Annotated in this window: 14 protein-coding genes; 10 read left to right on the forward strand and 4 right to left on the reverse strand. The window is 57.2% G+C overall.

The window, feature by feature from the left end; translation table 11 throughout:
• Nucleotides 1-39 precede the first annotated feature (39 nt).
• Nucleotides 40-1,944, reverse strand: a complete 1,905-nt coding sequence (locus B3Z17_RS18425) for an ABC-F family ATP-binding cassette domain-containing protein (RefSeq protein WP_286831262.1) — start codon at nt 1,942-1,944, stop codon at nt 40-42.
• A gap of 149 nt (nt 1,945-2,093) precedes the next feature.
• Between B3Z17_RS18425 and ndk the strand changes: the two genes are divergently transcribed.
• From ndk to B3Z17_RS18440, 3 genes are all read left to right on the forward strand, one after another.
• Nucleotides 2,094-2,516 (forward strand): nucleoside-diphosphate kinase, encoded by a 423-nt coding sequence (ndk, locus tag B3Z17_RS18430; protein ID WP_286831265.1) that lies wholly within the window; start codon nt 2,094-2,096, stop codon nt 2,514-2,516.
• Between the two features lie 173 nt (nt 2,517-2,689).
• On the forward strand, nt 2,690-3,088 hold the full coding sequence (locus tag B3Z17_RS18435; RefSeq protein WP_217627990.1) for a YbaN family protein: 399 nt from the start codon (nt 2,690-2,692) through the stop codon (nt 3,086-3,088).
• A complete protein-coding gene (locus tag B3Z17_RS18440; RefSeq protein ID WP_068306445.1) occupies nt 3,075-3,578 on the forward strand; it encodes a hypothetical protein in 504 nt (167 codons plus the stop codon). The genes B3Z17_RS18435 and B3Z17_RS18440 overlap by 14 nt, the downstream gene beginning before the upstream one ends.
• A 17-nt stretch (nt 3,579-3,595) precedes the next feature.
• Here B3Z17_RS18440 and purN read toward each other — a convergent pair whose 3' ends face one another.
• A complete protein-coding gene (gene purN, locus B3Z17_RS18445; RefSeq protein WP_286831269.1) occupies nt 3,596-4,246 on the reverse strand; it encodes a phosphoribosylglycinamide formyltransferase in 651 nt (216 codons plus the stop codon).
• A gap of 3 nt (nt 4,247-4,249) precedes the next feature.
• Complete coding sequence (purM, locus tag B3Z17_RS18450; RefSeq protein WP_349680343.1) at nt 4,250-5,371, reverse strand: phosphoribosylformylglycinamidine cyclo-ligase; 1,122 nt, start codon at nt 5,369-5,371, stop codon at nt 4,250-4,252.
• 134 nt (nt 5,372-5,505) lie between these two features.
• On the opposite strand from purM, the gene B3Z17_RS18455 reads away from it, so the two are divergent.
• The 6 genes from B3Z17_RS18455 to B3Z17_RS18480 all read left to right on the forward strand — a co-directional run bounded on the left by B3Z17_RS18455 (nt 5,506) and on the right by B3Z17_RS18480 (nt 13,690).
• Entirely contained in the window at nt 5,506-6,639 is a 1,134-nt protein-coding gene (locus B3Z17_RS18455; protein ID WP_286831273.1) for a DUF2066 domain-containing protein, read from the forward strand.
• Between the two features lie 26 nt (nt 6,640-6,665).
• Nucleotides 6,666-7,736, forward strand: a complete 1,071-nt coding sequence (locus B3Z17_RS18460) for an AI-2E family transporter (RefSeq protein WP_286831275.1) — start codon at nt 6,666-6,668, stop codon at nt 7,734-7,736.
• A 34-nt stretch (nt 7,737-7,770) separates the two neighbouring features.
• Nucleotides 7,771-8,439 (forward strand): HdaA/DnaA family protein, encoded by a 669-nt coding sequence (locus tag B3Z17_RS18465; RefSeq protein WP_286831278.1) that lies wholly within the window; start codon nt 7,771-7,773, stop codon nt 8,437-8,439.
• Nucleotides 8,440-8,497: 58 nt separating this feature from the next.
• On the forward strand, nt 8,498-10,720 hold the full coding sequence (locus B3Z17_RS18470; RefSeq protein WP_286831280.1) for an RNA degradosome polyphosphate kinase: 2,223 nt from the start codon (nt 8,498-8,500) through the stop codon (nt 10,718-10,720).
• Between the two features lie 5 nt (nt 10,721-10,725).
• Nucleotides 10,726-12,234, forward strand: coding sequence for a Ppx/GppA family phosphatase (locus B3Z17_RS18475; RefSeq protein WP_286831282.1), 1,509 nt, complete (start codon nt 10,726-10,728; stop codon nt 12,232-12,234).
• Between the two features lie 97 nt (nt 12,235-12,331).
• Complete coding sequence (locus B3Z17_RS18480) at nt 12,332-13,690, forward strand: glutamine synthetase family protein (protein WP_286831284.1); 1,359 nt, start codon at nt 12,332-12,334, stop codon at nt 13,688-13,690.
• Nucleotides 13,691-13,747: 57 nt separating this feature from the next.
• On the opposite strand, the gene rnd is transcribed toward B3Z17_RS18480, so the two are convergent.
• Entirely contained in the window at nt 13,748-14,905 is a 1,158-nt protein-coding gene (rnd, locus tag B3Z17_RS18485) for a ribonuclease D (protein WP_286831286.1), read from the reverse strand.
• A 172-nt stretch (nt 14,906-15,077) separates the two neighbouring features.
• Here rnd and aspS point away from each other — a divergent pair, with 172 nt between their 5' ends.
• Nucleotides 15,078-16,862 (forward strand): aspartate--tRNA ligase, encoded by a 1,785-nt coding sequence (gene aspS / locus B3Z17_RS18490; RefSeq protein ID WP_286831288.1) that lies wholly within the window; start codon nt 15,078-15,080, stop codon nt 16,860-16,862.
• Nucleotides 16,863-16,902 lie beyond the last annotated feature (40 nt).

The raw sequence follows: 16,902 nt of genomic DNA on the forward strand, positions 1-16,902 counted from the left end.
CTCACATTGCCTGCAGTAAGCAGAAGATGAGGAAGGGCGTCAAGCCGCGCTTTCGCCCATGACGGCTTCTTGCGCCTCCGTGAAGGCTTCCTCGGCCAGTACCCAGGCTTCTTCGGCCTCTTCAATCTGGCTTGCGAGGTCGGCGGCCATGATCGACAGCTTCGCCACCTTTTCTTCCTGACCGGGCTCATAAAGGCGTGGGTCGGCGAGGCGGGTATCAACCTTTTCCTTTTCGGCCAGAAGTTTTTCAAGTGCCTCCTCGGCCTTCTCAACCTTGCGGCGGTAGGGTGCGAGCTGGCGGCGAATCTCTGCGGCATTCTGCCGGGCGGCCTTTTTCTGGTTATCCGCTTTTGGTCCACGTTTCTCTGACCGCTCGCCGGAGCGTTCCTTGAGGAGATGCTGCTTATAATCTTCAAGATCGCCGTCAAAACGCTTCACATCGCCTTTTTCAACAATCCACAGCCGGTCAACGCAGGCTTCCACCAGGTGTCTGTCGTGGCTGATCAGAAGCACCGCGCCGTCATAATCATTCACCGCATGGATCAGCGCTTCGCGGCTGTCCACATCCAGGTGGTTGGTGGGTTCATCGAGAATCAGAAGCTGCGGCGCATGGAAGGTGGCCAGGGCGAACATCAGGCGTGCTTTTTCACCACCCGAGAGTGATTCCACCGGCCTGTCGGCTTTCTCCACGCCAAAACCGAACGAACCCAGCCTCGCGCGAACCTTGGCTTCAATAGCGTCCGGCATCAGCTTCGCCAGATGGTCATAGGGGCTGGCCTTGGGCATCAGCTCATCCAGTTGGTGCTGGGCAAAGTATCCGACTGTCAGCTTGCGCGGGCGGCGCATGCTGCCTTCCATCGGCTGCAGCTTCTCGGCCAACAGCTTGGCGAAGGTGGATTTACCGTTTCCGTTCGCACCCAGAAGCGCAATGCGGTCATCCATATCGATCCGGAGATCGAGCTTTTTCAGGATCGGCTTGTCGGCTTCATAGCCCACACTGGCGCCCTCAAGTGCGATCAGCGGTGAGGACAGAGGGTCCGGTTTCGGGAACTGGAAGGGCACCGTATGTTCTTCGACCATCGTGGCGATGGGTTTCATGCGCTCCAGCGCCTTGACCCTGCTTTGCGCCTGCTTGGCCTTCGACGCCTTGGCCTTGAAGCGGTCAACGAAGCTCTGGATGTGGCGGCGCTCGGCTTCCTGCTTGGATTTGAGCGCCATCTGGCGTTCCATCTGCTCGCGCCTCAACTCCTCGAACCGGTCATAGCCGCCCGTATAAAGGTTCAGCTTCTGGTTCTCCAAATGCACGATGTGGGTGACGGCCTTGTTCAGAAGGTCCCGGTCGTGGCTGACAATCACGACTGTATAGGGGTAGTTCTTGAGGAAATTCTCAAGCCACATGACGCCTTCAAGATCCAGATAGTTGGTTGGCTCATCGAGAAGCAGCAGATCCGGCTCGTTAAACAGCACGCACGCCAGTGCCACCCGCATCCGCCAGCCGCCTGAATAGCTCTGGCACGGCCGCGCCTGGGCCTCATCGTCGAAACCAAGGCCCGAGAGGATCGTGGCCGCGCGGGCTTCCGCTGTGTGCGCGCCAATGTCGGCGAGCCTTGTGTGGATTTCTGCAATACGGTGCGGGTCTGTCGCTGTCTCAGATTCAGCCTGCAAGGCCGTGAGTTCCTTGTTGGAGATCAGCACGGTCTCCAAGAGGCTCTCTGGCCCGTCGGGCGCTTCCTGGCCCACGTGGCCCACACGCGCCGTGGGGCGGATCTTGATCTCTCCGGCTTCAGGCGAGAGTTCTCCAAGGATCATCTTCAGCAGCGTCGATTTGCCGACGCCGTTGCGGCCAACAAAACCAACCTTGTGCCCAGCGGGCACGCCAACGGTCGCTTCCTCAAAGAGGACGCGGTTGCCGATGCGGTAGGTTATGCCGTTGATGTGTAACATGGCAGGCGAAGTATCACAGGGCAGGGGCCTTGGCAACGCCATACAGCGCCCACAGGGAGCTCAGGCGCAGACAAAGCTTGGCTTTACACGCGTTTGTGCTATAAGGCGCGCGAATCAAGTTTAACCCCACCTATTAAAGGGATAGTCACATGGCTGTGCAACGTACTTTTTCCATCATTAAACCAGACGCCACCAACCGTAACCTGACCGGTGCGATCAACGCTATTTTCGAGAAAAATGGCCTGCGCATCGTTGCTCAGAAGCGCATCGAGATGACGAAGAAACAAGCAGAGACTTTCTATGCTGTTCACTCTGAGCGTCCTTTCTTTGGTGAGCTGGTTGAGTTCATGACGTCCGCTCCTGTTGTTGTTCAGGTTCTGGAAGGCGAGAACGCCGTTCTGAAACACCGTGAAGTGATGGGCGCCACCAACCCGGCTGAAGCTGCGGAAGGCACCGTTCGTAAAGAGTTCGCGCTCTCCATCGGTGAAAACTCCGTTCACGGTTCCGACAGTGAAGAAAACGCAGCGATCGAAATCGCGCAGTTCTTCTCTGGCAACGAGATCGTAGGCTAATCAGCCGACAAATATTCTGCCTGGGAGCTAACTAGGCACGCGGGTTCGCTCGCGAGAGGGAAGGGTCAGCCGTTGGTTGGCCCTTTTTTCATGGCCGGACTAGTTGTTTGCCAAATGCGGCCCGACAATATTACTGTCACAGGAAGAATTGACCGGAGCAGGGTGCAGAGACCGTGAGGAAAGCAACAATACGACTGGCGTGGTTCACACTTGGTGTGGTTTCGCTGCTGCTTGGACTGGTTGGCGCTGTGCTGCCGCTATTGCCCACAACGCCCTTTCTGTTGCTGGCCGCCTTCGGGTTTGCCCGGTCATCGCCGCGCCTTCACGGTTGGCTTATGGCGCACCGCCAGTTCGGGCCGATGATCAGAAATTGGGAACAGTATGGCGCGATTGACCGGCGGTCGAAACGTGTGGCGGTAATCGTGATTGCGCTCACGCCCGTCATCACGTGGCTTGCGGGTGCACCCTACTGGGCACTCGCAACCCAGATAGCGGTTCTGGCTGTGGTTGCAGCCTTTATCCTCACGCGACCAGTTCCAGAGGTAGCAAAGCAGCAAGATGTACGAACATGAATGGCATTGGAAGCGTGCGCTGGTTGCGGTTTTGGTAGGGCCGTTGGGGGCGTCTGCCGTGACCGGCATACTCTATTGGTCAATCAGCAACCTGATCGTGCTTCTGCTTGGCGAAGGCCTGGTTTTTGCAGAGGTCAGTTTTGCCGCCGGTTTCTTCATTGAAGGCGAAACAGTGGTTTATATGTCTCTTGGAGCCGGCATCACCGGCATGGCTCTGATGCTTATTCCTGGGTTTCCGCTCAGCTATGGCCTTTCCAGGCTTTCGCGCCACTCAAAGCCCGCCTATATCGCCGCCAGCTTCATGGCTTTCCCAGCAATGGTGGGCTTGATCATGTTTCAGAGCCGGTCGTCCGGCTTGGTAACGCCACGCGATATCTATTTCCTGAGCTATTTTGCGCTGATCACGCTGCTGAACGGCTGGATCGCGCATTGGGTCATACACGGCAAAAGAAAAAGACCGCCTGAAAGGGTTGAGGCGGTCTTCGAATGATCTGGTTTTTGAGGGGCTTATGGTAGCGGGCTGATGATGCCCAACTCGCCCACATCTACATCTTTGAAAGCCACCTTGTTGCCCGCCACGCGGACCTTACCTTCGGCAATCATCCTGACCGCGGCCGGGTACATCTTGTGCTCATAGCTCAGGGTTTTGGCGATCAGGCTTTCTTCTGTTTCGTCTACTGCAACCGGGATAGCGGCTTGCATGATGATCGGGCCGTTGTCCATCTCGGGCCGCACATAGTGGATGGTGCAGCCCGCGAAGCGGACACCATCTTCGATGGCGCGCGCATGCGTATGCAGGCCTTTGTATGACGGCAGCAGCGACGGGTGGATGTTGATCATGCGGTCGCGCCAGCGGTTGACGAATGTGGAGGTCAGAAGCCGCATAAAGCCCGCGAGGCACACAAGGTCAATCTTATGGTCCGCGAGGCATTCATGCAGCGCGTCCTCGAACGTCTCCTTGTCCTCAAATTCCTTGTGATCAATGGTCACAGCCTTGATGCCGGCCTGTTCGGCACGCTCAAGCCCGCGCACGTCGGGGCGGTTGGAAATGACAACCTCAATGGTGGCTGGGTAATCAGCGGCCGAGCAGGCGTCGATCAGGGCCTGCAGGTTGGTACCGCTGCCGGAAATCATGACGCCGAGACGAAGTTTCCGCATGGCTTATCCTTCACCCGTGATGGCGGACCAGTCAGCGTCTGCGCCCCAGGTGCCAGCTTTGCCGGTCACTCGGCATTTCGGCTTGCCGGCGCCCTTGGTGATGTGACCGATGGTGTAAACCGTCTCGCCGTGCTCTTTGAGAAGCGCCGTGGCGGCTTCTGCATGTTCAGGTGCCACAACAACAACCATGCCGATGCCGCAGTTGAAGGTGCGGGACATTTCAGACGCCTGGATGTTGCCCTGGTCGCGCAGCCAGTTGAACACGCCGGGAAGCTCCCACGTGCCGGTGTCCACTTCTGCGAGCGTGTCCTTTGGCATCACGCGGGGAATATTCTCAAGGAAGCCGCCGCCGGTGATGTGGGAAAAGGCTTTGGCATAGCCAGCCTTCGTGGCAGCGAGGCAGCTTTTAACGTAAATCTTGGTCGGGGCCAGCAGCTCTTCGCCCAGCGTGCCCGCGCCAAAGCCGGAGGCGTCTGAATATTTGTGGCCTTTATCTTCTACGATGCGGCGAATGAGCGAATAGCCGTTCGAATGCGTACCGTTTGACGCCAGCCCCAGAAGCACGTCGCCCTCAGTAACGGTAGAGCCGTCAAGCAGCGTACCGCGCTCTGCGGCGCCCACGCTGAAGCCAGCCAGGTCATAATCACCGCCCTGGTACATGCCGGGCATTTCTGCCGTTTCGCCACCAATCAGCGCGCAACCGGCCTGGCGGCAGCCTTCGGCAATACCGGCGACCACGTCGGTCATCTGCGCCACGTCCAGGTGGCCTGTCGCCATATAATCAAGGAACAAAAGCGGCTCTGCGCCCTGAACCACAAGGTCATTCACGCACATGGCCACAAGATCGATGCCCACGGTGTCATGAATGCCCGCGTCGATGGCGACCTTCAGCTTGGTGCCGACGCCATCGTTGGCAGCCACAAGGATCGGATCATTAAAGCCTGCAGCCTTTAGGTCAAACAGGCCGCCAAAGCCGCCAAGGCTTGCGTCCGCGCCGGAGCGGCGTGTTGAAGCCGCCAGTGGCTTGATATTCTCAACAAGGGCTTCACCGGCGTCGATATCCACGCCTGCCTGCTTATAGGTGTATGAATCGTTTTGGGCGCTCACGTTTCTTCTTCCAAGCATTTCTGACGCCTGTTGCGGGGGCGCCATTCTGTGTTTCCGTCCAGCGGGTGGCCACAAATTGGGCTAATTTAATTGCAAGCCTAAGACCCTATGGCATTTGATTTCAAGCGCGTTATAGTGGCGCCGGATCAGTTATGAAAGTATTTATGCGCAAGCTTCTGGGAAATAATCATCTTTTCTGTATCTTCGCGGCGTTCCTGAGCGTATTTGCCGCAGATATTGCCGCGTGGGCGCAAGCCAAGGAAGACCCACTCGACCGATTGTTCACCATTCAGGCCATCAAGGTCGATGAAACCGCGAGCCGGGCCAGCGAGGCGCGCCGCGTGGCTCTCGCCAAAGCCGAACTGATGGCCTACGAGAAGCTGCTGGTGAAGCTGACGCAGCCTGAGGGCAGGGCAAAGCTACCCACCATGAGCGCCCGTGAAGTTCAGGCCATGATCAGCGGTATCGAGGTGGTTGAGGAACAGTCTTCCTCCCGCAGATACCTTGCAACACTTGATGTACGGTTCGAGCCCGGCGTTGTCAGCCAGTTCCTGGCACAATATAACGTGCCGCACGTGTTGGGTACCGGGCGTGGTATTCTTGTGGTGCACGGTCATAGCCGCGGCTTGCAGGATATCCTGTGGGAAGCAGACGCGACGCTTGAAGCTGCCCGCGAGCAAGTCGACTGGCTGAACCGCATTCGGCAATATGTCTTTCCGCGCGGCGAAATGGCAGAGCGCGCCATGCTGACGTATGAGGAAGTGGCTCATCTCGAGGCCCGCGATGTGCTGACGCTGGCGCGGCGCTATGATGTCCGTTCGGCGCTGATTATAGCGTCACGGTGGCATACCGCCGGGCCCGATGGCGCAGTGCTTGACTATAGGTTCCTCAATACCGATGGCGATATTACAGGCGAAGGCCGTATCCGCAATGCCGCAAGCGAGGAAGCGGCGATTGCCGCCATGTATGCAGAAGCCCTGGAGCAGATCGATAGCGCGTGGCGTGCCCAGTTGCTGGTGGATACAGGGCAGGGCGGCGTTCTGGACGTGATGGTTTCATCGACCGAGCTTGCAACCTATAATCAAGTTTTATCGAGACTGGACGACGTTAGCCTGGTTAGTGACGTGGAGCAGCTTCAGATTGGGCTGCCCTTCAGCCAGTTGCGCTTTCGGTACACAGGGCGCGAGGATCAGCTTGTGCTGGCGCTCAGGTATGCGGGCCTTGTTTTGTCGCCGTATGGCGAAAGCCAGCTGTTGGCGCTGCGTGGGGACGATGTAGACGACTAACGCTCAATGAATGTGGGGGAGACATCATGAATAAATGGTTCTGGATCGGCACAACAGCCGTCGTCATGCTGTTTGTATATTTGACGAAAGGCGTCATGCTGCCCTTTCTGGCGGGGCTTGCTGTTGCCTATTTCCTTGACCCGATTGCCGACAGGCTTGAGGCGCTAAAGGTTCCCCGCGGAGCTGCCGCAGCCATGGTGATCACGGTGTTTTTCCTGGTGATTGTTGGGGTTGTCCTTGCTTTCTGGCCCATCCTGCAATCCCAGATCGCGGCCATCTCCCAAAGCCTACCTCAAACGCTTGCGGGCCTGAGGCCCTGGTTGAACGACACGCTACAAACGCTTTCGGACCGTTTCGGGCAGGACGTTGCGGGCGATGTAGACAGCATGCTGGCCTCCTTCAGCGATGAACTGCTGGCGCGGGTTAAGCATGGTGCCGGCACGGTGCTAAAAAGCGGGCTTGCGGTGTTCAACATCCTGTCGCTGATGCTGATTTCGCCAGTTGTGGCCTTTTATCTGCTGCGGGATTGGGACCTTCTGGTTGCCAAGGTGGACAGCTGGTTGCCGCCCTCGGGTAGCGAGGTCGTCCGGGGCCTTGCGCGCAATGTCGACACGGTTCTGGCCGGTTTCGTGCGCGGGCAGTTGATTGTCAGCACCATCATGGGCATTCTTTATGCCATCGGCTGGTCAGCCGTGGGCCTTGATTTCGCTATTCTGCTGGGCGTGCTGGCTGGTGTAATGTCCATCGTGCCTTTCGTTGGCGCCTTGTTTGCCGCCGCCGTTGCCGTGGCCATGGGCATTGGCCAATGGGGCATGGACCCAGTCCAACTGGGGCTTGTTGCCAGCGTGTTCCTGGTGGTGCAAGTGATCGAGGGCTCGTTCCTGACACCGAAACTGATTGGCGACCGCGTCGGTCTGCACCCTGTGTGGGTATTGTTTGCGGTGTTTGCCGGTGGTGAGGTGATGGGCTTTGTGGGCGTCCTGATTGCGGTGCCAGCAGCCGCAGCCATCGCCGTCTTGGTGCGCTACTGGATCGATGTCTATCTGGAGCATCACGGCATCCCGGACGCTGCGCAGCCCGCAGCTTCGAAAGAATAAGTCTAAACTGAGTGATGAGTATTGAGGACCAGCAATGGTAAAACAGGCAAAACAGATACCGCTTGAGCTACCGCACAAGCCCAGTTTCGAAATGGCGGATTTTATCGTTTCCGCCTCGAACGAGGCAGCGTTTTCCGTTGTGGACGGTTGGCCGGACTGGCCACACCATGCCGTCGCCCTCGTGGGGCCGGCTGCCAGCGGCAAAACCCATCTGGCAAAGGCCTGGGCGAAACGAGCGGATGCGATTGAGGTCAACGCGTATGACGAAATTGACGGCATCGCCCCCGGCAGCAACGTGCTGGTTGACGGTGCAGACGCGGCGACACGTCGGGACGAAACACTGTTCCACCTGTTTAACTGGACCAAGGAGACCGGTGGCCACCTGTTGTTGACCAGCCGCACCGCGCCTAACTTGTGGAATGTAGCATTACCGGACCTCAAGTCACGGCTGGCGACCATTCCGGTCGCGGAAATCAGTGAGCCCGATGACCATTTGTTAATGGTTCTGCTGGTAAAACTGTTTTCTGACAGACAGTTACAAGTTGATCTTGCTGTAGTGGATTATATTATAAAACGCATTGAGCGGTCCTTCACTGCCGCAAAAGAGCTGGTTGATGCCATCGACCGGCATGCTTTGGCCGACAAACGCAAAATAACCAAGGCGTTGGCTAAAACTTGCTTAGAGGCGCCAACAGACAGATAATTGTAACATTCATGGGCTACGGGACCCTTTACAACCCCCGACAGGAGCAGACGACAGCATGGCTGACGGAGACCAAAAGGCAGCATCACAACCCACCGAGGCCAAGGACGAAGGCTTGCCATCCCGTGAGGAGATTGTCAGTCACATCAAAGGCCTGCCCGGCGGTGAGAAGTATCTGAACCGGGAGCTGAGCTGGCTTCAGTTCAACATGCGCGTTTTGGAAGAAGCGGAAAACATGCGCCACCCGCTCTTGGAGCGCCTACGCTTCCTGTCGATTTCAGGCAATAACCTCGACGAATTCTATATGGTGCGCGTTGCAGGCCTTAGGGGCCAGTGCGACATGAAGCTTGAGGTCGTGTCTGATGACCAGAAATCGCCGATGCAGCAGCTGCAGCAACTGAATGATCTGGCAGAAACCCTGATGGCCAAGCAGCAGGACGTTTGGGCGGGGCTCAACAAGGAACTGCGCGAGAACAAGATCATCGTGCTGGAGAAAGCCGAGATCTCCCAGGAAGAGCGCGATTGGATCGAAGGATATTTCCTGGATAATGTGATGCCGGTCCTGACGCCGATTGCGGTTGATCCGGCTCATCCATTTCCCTTCATCCAGAACCTTGGGTTCACCATGGCGCTGTCGCTGGTGCGTAAGCGCGACAATAAGGAAATGGTGGCACTGCTGCCGGTACCGCATCATGTTGACCGCTTTGTGCGCCTGCCGAATGATACCAGCGGCGAAGTGCGGTTCATTGCGCTGGAGCGCATGCTGGAACTGTTCCTGGACCAACTGTTTCCGGGATACCGCGTTGATGGCTGTGGTGTGTTCCGCATTATCCGCGATAGCGATATAGAGATTGAAGAGGAAGCGGAAGATCTGGTGCGCGTGTTTGAAAGCGCGCTCAAGCGCCGCCGCCGGGGCAGGGTAATCCGCCTGAAGGTTGATGCGGCCATGCCTGAGCCGCTCAGGAACCTTGTGATCAACCGGCTGGACGCGGACGAAGAAACTGTTGTTGTTGTCGACGGCATACTCGGCATCGATGAAACAGGCGAGCTGATTGTCGACGATTTCCCTGATCTTAAATATGTGCCCTATAACCCGCGCTACCCTGAGCGCGTAAGGGATTTCGGTGGGGATATCTTCAAGACCATCGCCTCGAAGGACTTTGTGGTTCACCACCCTTACGAATCCTTCGAAGTTGTGCACCATTTCTTGCTTCAGGCAGCGCGTGACCCGGATGTTGTGGCGATCAAGCAGACGCTCTATCGCGCAGGCTCCCAGTCCCAGATCATCAAGGCGCTGATCGAGGCGGCAGAAGCGGGCAAATCCGTCACAGCCGTGGTGGAGTTGAAAGCGCGGTTTGATGAGGAACAAAACATCAAGTGGGCGCGCGACCTTGAGCGCGCGGGCGTGCATGTGGTGTTCGGCTTTATCGACCTGAAGACCCACGCGAAGGTATCGATGGCTGTCAGGCGCGAAAACGGCAAGCTCCGGAGCTATATGCACTTCGGGACCGGCAACTATCACCCGGTTACGGCCCGGTTCTATACGGACCTGTCGTTCTTTACCGCCGATCCCGCGCTGGCGCGTGACACCAACAAGATGTTCAATTATCTGACCGGCTATGTTGAGCCCGACGGCATGGAAAAGCTGGTGATGTCACCCTTCATGCTAAGGGATCATCTGATCCGGTTGATCGACAAGGAAATCGAGATCGCGCGGTCAGGTGGCCCAGGTGCCGTTTGGGCGAAACTGAATTCGCTTCTCGACCCCAAGACCATCGACAAGCTCTATGAAGCCTCCATGAACGGGGTTCAGGTGGACCTTGTGGTTCGGGGTATCTGTACGCTGCGCCCAGGCATTCCGGGTCTCAGCGAAAACATTCGCGTGCGGTCTATTGTTGGCCGTTTTCTTGAGCATGCCCGCATCTGTTGCTTCGGCAACGGGCACGGTCTGCCGTCGCGCCAAGCGAAGGTCTATATCTCGAGCGCAGACTGGATGCCGCGGAACTTTGACCGCCGCGTCGAAAGCCTTGTACCGATCGAGAACCCGACTGTGCATGATCAGATCATGGGGCAGGTGATGGCCGCGAACTTCAAGGACAACACACAGTCCTGGAGTATGGCGCCGGACGGCAGTTTCAGCCGGAACCAGCCGAAGGAAGGTGAAAAAGAGTTCATCGCCCACCATTATTTCATGACCAACTCGTCCCTTTCTGGTAGGGGCAAGGCCTTGGGCGGCGACAAGAAAATCACGCCCCTGATTGATTATAGTATCGAGGACTGATCAGTATGTTTGAAGCGGCGGCCCGGGCCGATGATTATATCGCGGTAATCGACATCGGCTCCAACTCCGTGCGGCTTGTTGTATTCTCCGGCCTCCGGCGTGTGCCAGACATTATCTTCAACGAAAAGGTCATGTGTGGTTTGGGCGCCGAAATAGGTGTCTCTGGCAAAATGGGCAAGAAAGCCATGGACAGCGCGGTGTCCACGCTAAAGCGATTCCGGGCCTTGTGTGAGCAGATGCAGGTAGAACGGATCGAGGTCCTGGCGACTGCGGCGGTCCGCGACGCCAAAAACCGCAAAGCGTTCATCAATCGCGTTCGCAAGGAATGCGGTATCGAGATTGAGACCATCGATGGTATGGAAGAAGCCCGGCTTGCGGCCCACGGGGTGATTTCAGCTGAACCCCACGCTACCGGCATCATGGGAGACCTGGGCGGGGGGTCACTTGAGCTTGCCCGCATTGAAGATGGCGAAGTCCATGAGACGATCAGCTTGCCCATCGGTCCACTCAGGTTGCAGAGCATGTTCGGTGACGACCGGCGTAAAATCCGCAAGCATCTGAAAGGCTTGTTTGAGGAAATTCCATGGCTTTCCGAACGGCAAGGCCAAAACCTGTATATGGTTGGTGGCGCCTGGCGGAATATTGCCAAGCTTATGATGAGGGAAAAGTCCAATCCGCTGCCCATCCTGCAGGGCTACCGAAACAGTCGGTCTGAATACACCAATTACTGCAAACGCATCAGCCGCCTGTTGCCTGATGATATTCCCTTTGCAGGCCTACTCACTGGTCGTCGTCGGGCGGTAATGCCAACCGCCGCCATAATCTTGATGGAGGTGATGGCAGCGATGAAAGCGAAGCTGGCCGTGGTTTCCACATATGGCATCCGCGAGGGCCTGATCTATGACCTGACGCGCGAAGACGAACGCGGCATGGACCCGTTTCTGTTTACCTGCCACGTGCTGGCAGCGGAGCGATCCAGGTTCGCAGAGCATAGTAACCTGCTGTTCGAATGGACGCGCCCCTTGTTCTGGCACAAGGTGCCGGACCCCGAGCTTCGTGAGAAGCTGCATCGGGCGATTTGCTTGCTGAGCGATATTGCTTGGCGTGGTCATCCCGATTTCCGGGCTGAGAAGGCCGTGGAATCGGTGCTGCACGGCCATTTCATTGGTGTTTCGCACCGGGACAGGGCCTATCTGGCAGTTGCCATGAATCAGGCGTATGGGGCATCGGTGGACTTGGGCCATGTTGCGCATATCCTGCCGCTGCTCAAGATCAATGAAATTCTGGAGGCCCGCATGATGGGGGCTGCGCTTCGGCTGGCCCAGCGCTTGTCTGGAGGCACTGCCGATCCATTGCTGCACAGCCGCCTGCGGGTGAGTAAATCGAAGGTCTATCTGGGCGTACCGAAGGCCTACAAGGATATCGCCAACGAGGTGGTTCAGAAGCGATTGACTCAACTTGGTCAGCTTATGGGCCGCCGGGCGGTAATCGAGTTCCCGAATGATATTAGCTGAGGACGAGCCCGCGCATCTGATTTCTGTTGCGCTTGATCCTGAAATGTGATCACTTTTTTGGACCTTAAATTTCGCCTTAAATCTCGAGTATCCAAAAATGGAAAATTTGCCTGAAGACGTGTTGGCCTGCCTGTCCGCTCACCCGGACATTGAAGTAATCGACTGCATGATGCCCGATATGGTGGGCATGATGCGCGGCAAACAGTTGCCGATCGATGGCTTGAAGAAGCTTTACACCACAGGCATTCCGTTGCCGACATCGTCGGCGCTGATGGACAGCAAGGGGCAATTGGTGGACACGGTAGTGGAAGGCCCCCAGGACGGCGACCCTGACCGCATCTGCAAGCCGGTTCCGGGCACATTTTCCTATGTGCCGTGGGTCAAGCGCCCAACCGCACAGGTTTTGATGAGCCAGCACGAAAAGGACGGCAGCCTGTTTGCGGCTGACCCGCGCGCTGCGCTCCTGAACGCGCTTCAGCCCCTCTCAGACATGGGGCTGACGCCTGTGGTCGCACTTGAGCTTGAGTTCTATATGACAGAACCCACCTTGCCGCTCAGGCCCGCGAAAACGCCAAATGGCTGGACGCCGCTGACAGGTGCGCAGGCGACGGGGTTTGAGGACCTGTATGATTTCGATGATGTGCTGCGAGAGCTGTACGCCGTCTGTGCGGAGCAGAATATCCCGGCTGAGGGCGTTTTGTCGGAATACGGCCCTGGGCAATTTGAAGTGAACCTGACCCATGTGCCCGATATCGTAACCGCCTGTGATCACGCCATGCTTCTGAAGCGAGCAATCAAGGGGGTAGCGCGCAAGCACGGCATGGTGGCCACTTTCATGGCGAAGCCATACGCAGATTGCGCCGGCTCGGGACTGCACGCCCATATCAGCCTCTTGGACCGGGACGGCAACAATGTGTTTGGCTGCGAGGGCGGCAACAATTGGTCGGAAACATTCGAACACGCTGTGGGCGGGCTTCAAGCCACTATGGCAGAAAGCATGGCCATTTTCGCGCCCAACGCCAACAGCTACCGGCGGTTCCAGCGCGGCAGTTATGTGCCGCTGACACCCACATGGGGGCCGAACCACCGGGGTGTTTCTCTGCGTATTCCGCTCGCGGACGCGGCGAACATGCGGGTGGAGCATCGTGTATCCGGGGCGGACGCTAACCCGTATCTGGTCGCGGCAGCTATTGTGGCGGGCATCCACCACGGTATCGACGCCAAGGTAAAGCCTGGGCCGATGGTCGTGGAAGAAACGGTGCTAGAGGAAGAAAAAGCCACACTGCCGTCCCGTTGGCCACATGCGCTGGACCAATTTGAAGCGGGTGCGATTCTGCCGCGCTACCTGGGGGCTCGCTACCATGATTATTTCCTCAAATGCAGGCGCTTTGAGGAGGAAAGCTTCCACGCCGAAGTTAGCGAACGGGACCTTGACTGGTACTGGCGCGCGACATAGGCGCACAAAAAAGGGAGGGCGCTGGCCCTCCCAATCTCAAATCATTCTGTTGTCAGACTATTCGGATTCGAGCTCAACAACCTCGATATCACCTTTGTGGGCCGTGAGCGCCAGATCACCACGCATCAGCTTCTCGGCGTCCTTGCCGAAAATCTCATAGCGCCAGCCATGCATGGCCTTGATGTCGGTGGTCGGCACTGCCGCCCAATTCTCAATGTCCGCGCTGTTCGCAACCATGCGCGACGCAACCTTGGCTTCCTGACACTTGATTTTCAAGAGCACTTTCAGAAGGTCGGCCATCGGCGGCGTTGCCGGACGGGGTTTCGCCCGTTCAATCTGCGGCAGCTCGCTTTCAGGCATGTTGAGGCCTTTTTCCAAAGCTTCCATCAGCGATTTGCCGGCGCGGGACCGGCTGAATCCTTTTGGAATACTGCGAATGCGATCAAGCCCGGCGACATCCTTTGGCGGGTGGGCCGCGATCTCGAACAGGGTTTCGTCCTTGGCGACGCGGTTGCGCGGCAGGTCGCGTTCCTGTGCCTGCAGCTCACGCCACTCCGCCAGGGCCTTCAGGATGCCGAGGAACCGCGGTTTGTTGGTACGCACCTTCAGGCGCTTCCAGGCATCTTCTGGCTTGACGAAATAGAGCTCAGGATCACGCAGCATAGCCGTTTCTTCATCGACCCAGCCAACGCGATTCTCGCGCTCAAGCTCGGCCTTCAGTGTGCGGTAGATGTCTCTGAGGTAGGTTACATCGCCGATGGCGTAATTGAGCTGGGTGTCAGACAGCGGCCGCTTGGACCAGTCTGTGTAGCGGGCTGATTTATCCAGCTGCGCCTTGGTGATTTTGGTCACCAATGTCTCATAGCCAACCGAATCGCCGAAGCCGCAAACCATCGCAGCGACCTGTGTATCGAAGATCGGGGCAGGGAGTGCACCGTCCATCATCTGGTGGAATATCTCCATGTCCTGGCGGCAGGCGTGCATGACCTTCAGGACACTCTCATCCGCCAGCAGATCCATCAGGGGGCTGAGGTCAATGCCTTCAGCCAGAGGGTCAATGGCAAAGGCGCCGTCATCATCGGCGACCTGGACAAGACAAAGCTTGGGATAATAAGTATTATCGCGAAGGAACTCGGTATCGACGGTGACAAACTCTGCGGCTGCGAGGCGTTCGCAAAGACTGGCAAGTTCGTCCGTACTGGTAATTGGTTGCATGTAAATTTCCGTTTCTGTTTGGCGCATCTAATACACAACCAGAGGCCAATCGTCACCCTTTCTCTGCAATCCTTCTAACACGGTCTTGACATTCGCTGTCATTCATGCGCTTTTCCGGGCCAAATTTGTACGTAAAATTCGTACCCAGAGACTAAAAAGAACGTAGGAAACCATGCACGATTATCGCTCTCACACTTGTAACGAGCTTCGCCACGCCAACGTCGGCGAAACCGTCCGCCTGTCTGGCTGGGTTCACCGTAAACGGGACCACGGCGGCCTGCTGTTTATCGACCTGCGCGATAACTATGGCCTGACCCAATGTGTGTTCGACGTGGACAGCAAATGCTTCGCGGAAGCGGAGGCTGTACGTGCTGAAAGCGTGATCCGCATTGATGGCCGCGTGAAGGCCCGCACGGAAGACACGGTCAACAAGGACCTGCCGACTGGCGACGTTGAGATTTATGTAGACGAGCTTGAAGTTCTGTCTGCCGCTGGTGACCTGCCGCTGCCGGTATTCGGTGACACTGAATATCCTGAGGATATTCGCCTGAAGTACCGCTTCCTGGACCTGCGCCGCGAACGCATCCACAATAACATCATTCTGCGCTCTGATGTGATCTCTGAGCTCCGCAACCAGATGACTGGCCAGGGTTTCAAAGAATTCCAGACGCCGATTCTGACGGCTTCAAGCCCAGAAGGCGCGCGTGACTTCCTGGTGCCGGCTCGCCAGCACCCAGGCAAATTCTATGCGCTGCCACAGGCACCACAGCAGTTCAAACAGCTGATCATGGTGTCGGGCTTCGACCGCTACTTCCAGATTGCGCCTTGCTTCCGTGATGAAGATGCCCGCGCAGACCGTAGCCCGGGTGAGTTCTACCAGCTCGATATTGAGATGAGCTTCGTGACCCAGGACGATGTGTTCGGTGCAATCGAGCCCGTACTGGTGAATGTGTTCAAGAAATTCTCCAAGAAGAAGATCACAGAAGCACCGTTCCCGCGCATTCCGTTTGCGGAATCAATGCTGAAGTACGGCAACGACAAGCCTGACCTTCGGAACCCGATCGAAATTCAGGATGTGACCGAGATCTTCCGTGACAGCGGCTTCGGCATTTTTGCCAAAATGGTTGATGGCGGCGCTGTTGTGCGCGCTATCCCGGCGCCGGAAGCAGGCCTGAAATCCCGCAAGTTCTTTGACAGCACCAACGACTGGTCGAAGCGCGAAGGCTTCGCAGGCCTTGGTTACATCAACATCAAGGAAGGCGTGCCTGGCGGTCCAATTGCCAAGAACCTCGGCGAAGAGCGGACGCAAGCCCTGATCGACCAGTTGGGCCTTGGCCCGAATGACGGTGTCTTCTTTGCCTGTGACAAGGAAGCGGGCGCTGCGAAGCTTGCTGGCCTTGCGCGCACCAAGGTAGGTGAAGACCTTGAACTGATCCCGGATGACGAGTTCAAATTCTGCTGGATCGTCGACTATCCGATGTTCGAATATGACGAAGAAAACAAGAAGATTGACTTCTCACACAACCCATTCTCCATGCCGCAAGGCGGGATGGAAGCGCTTGAGACCAAAGATCCGCTTGAGATCCTCGCGTACCAATATGACATCGTCTGTAACGGCATCGAGCTTTCGTCTGGTGCGATCCGGAACCACCGTCCTGACATCATGATCAAGGCGTTTGGTATCGCGGGCTATGATGAAGCAACCGTGGAAGAAGAGTTCGGCGGCATGCTGAATGCGTTCAAATACGGCGCGCCGCCACACGGTGGTCTGGCGCCAGGCGTTGACCGGATGGTGATGCTGCTGGCAGACGAGCCGAACATTCGCGAAGTGATCCTGTTCCCGATGAACCAGAAAGCCGAAGACCTGATGATGGGCGCACCAAGCACGGTTCACCCGAAGCAGCTTCGAGAGCTGCACATTCGGTGCGTAGAGCCGCCTAAGAAAGACGGCGAATAAGATTGATAAGATGGGGCCCTTGCGGCCCCATTTTGACTTG

The sequence above is a fragment of the Kordiimonas sp. UBA4487 genome, assembly GCF_002389025.1.
Classification (GTDB): domain Bacteria; phylum Pseudomonadota; class Alphaproteobacteria; order Sphingomonadales; family Kordiimonadaceae; genus Kordiimonas; species Kordiimonas lacus.

Coding starts and splice junctions, on each gene's coding strand:
- purN (WP_286831269.1), bottom strand. CDS start 4,246: ATGCGGAAACTTCGTCTCGGCGTCATGATTTCCGGCAGCGGTACCAAC.
- purM (WP_349680343.1), bottom strand. CDS start 5,371: ATGCTTGGAAGAAGAAACGTGAGCGCCCAAAACGATTCATACACCTAT.
- aspS (WP_286831288.1), top strand. CDS start 15,078: ATGCACGATTATCGCTCTCACACTTGTAACGAGCTTCGCCACGCCAAC.
- ndk (WP_286831265.1), top strand. CDS start 2,094: ATGGCTGTGCAACGTACTTTTTCCATCATTAAACCAGACGCCACCAAC.
- B3Z17_RS18475 (WP_286831282.1), top strand. CDS start 10,726: ATGTTTGAAGCGGCGGCCCGGGCCGATGATTATATCGCGGTAATCGAC.
- rnd (WP_286831286.1), bottom strand. CDS start 14,905: ATGCAACCAATTACCAGTACGGACGAACTTGCCAGTCTTTGCGAACGC.
- B3Z17_RS18455 (WP_286831273.1), top strand. CDS start 5,506: ATGAAAGTATTTATGCGCAAGCTTCTGGGAAATAATCATCTTTTCTGT.
- B3Z17_RS18425 (WP_286831262.1), bottom strand. CDS start 1,944: ATGTTACACATCAACGGCATAACCTACCGCATCGGCAACCGCGTCCTC.
- B3Z17_RS18470 (WP_286831280.1), top strand. CDS start 8,498: ATGGCTGACGGAGACCAAAAGGCAGCATCACAACCCACCGAGGCCAAG.
- B3Z17_RS18440 (WP_068306445.1), top strand. CDS start 3,075: ATGTACGAACATGAATGGCATTGGAAGCGTGCGCTGGTTGCGGTTTTG.
- B3Z17_RS18460 (WP_286831275.1), top strand. CDS start 6,666: ATGAATAAATGGTTCTGGATCGGCACAACAGCCGTCGTCATGCTGTTT.
- B3Z17_RS18480 (WP_286831284.1), top strand. CDS start 12,332: ATGGAAAATTTGCCTGAAGACGTGTTGGCCTGCCTGTCCGCTCACCCG.
- B3Z17_RS18465 (WP_286831278.1), top strand. CDS start 7,771: ATGGTAAAACAGGCAAAACAGATACCGCTTGAGCTACCGCACAAGCCC.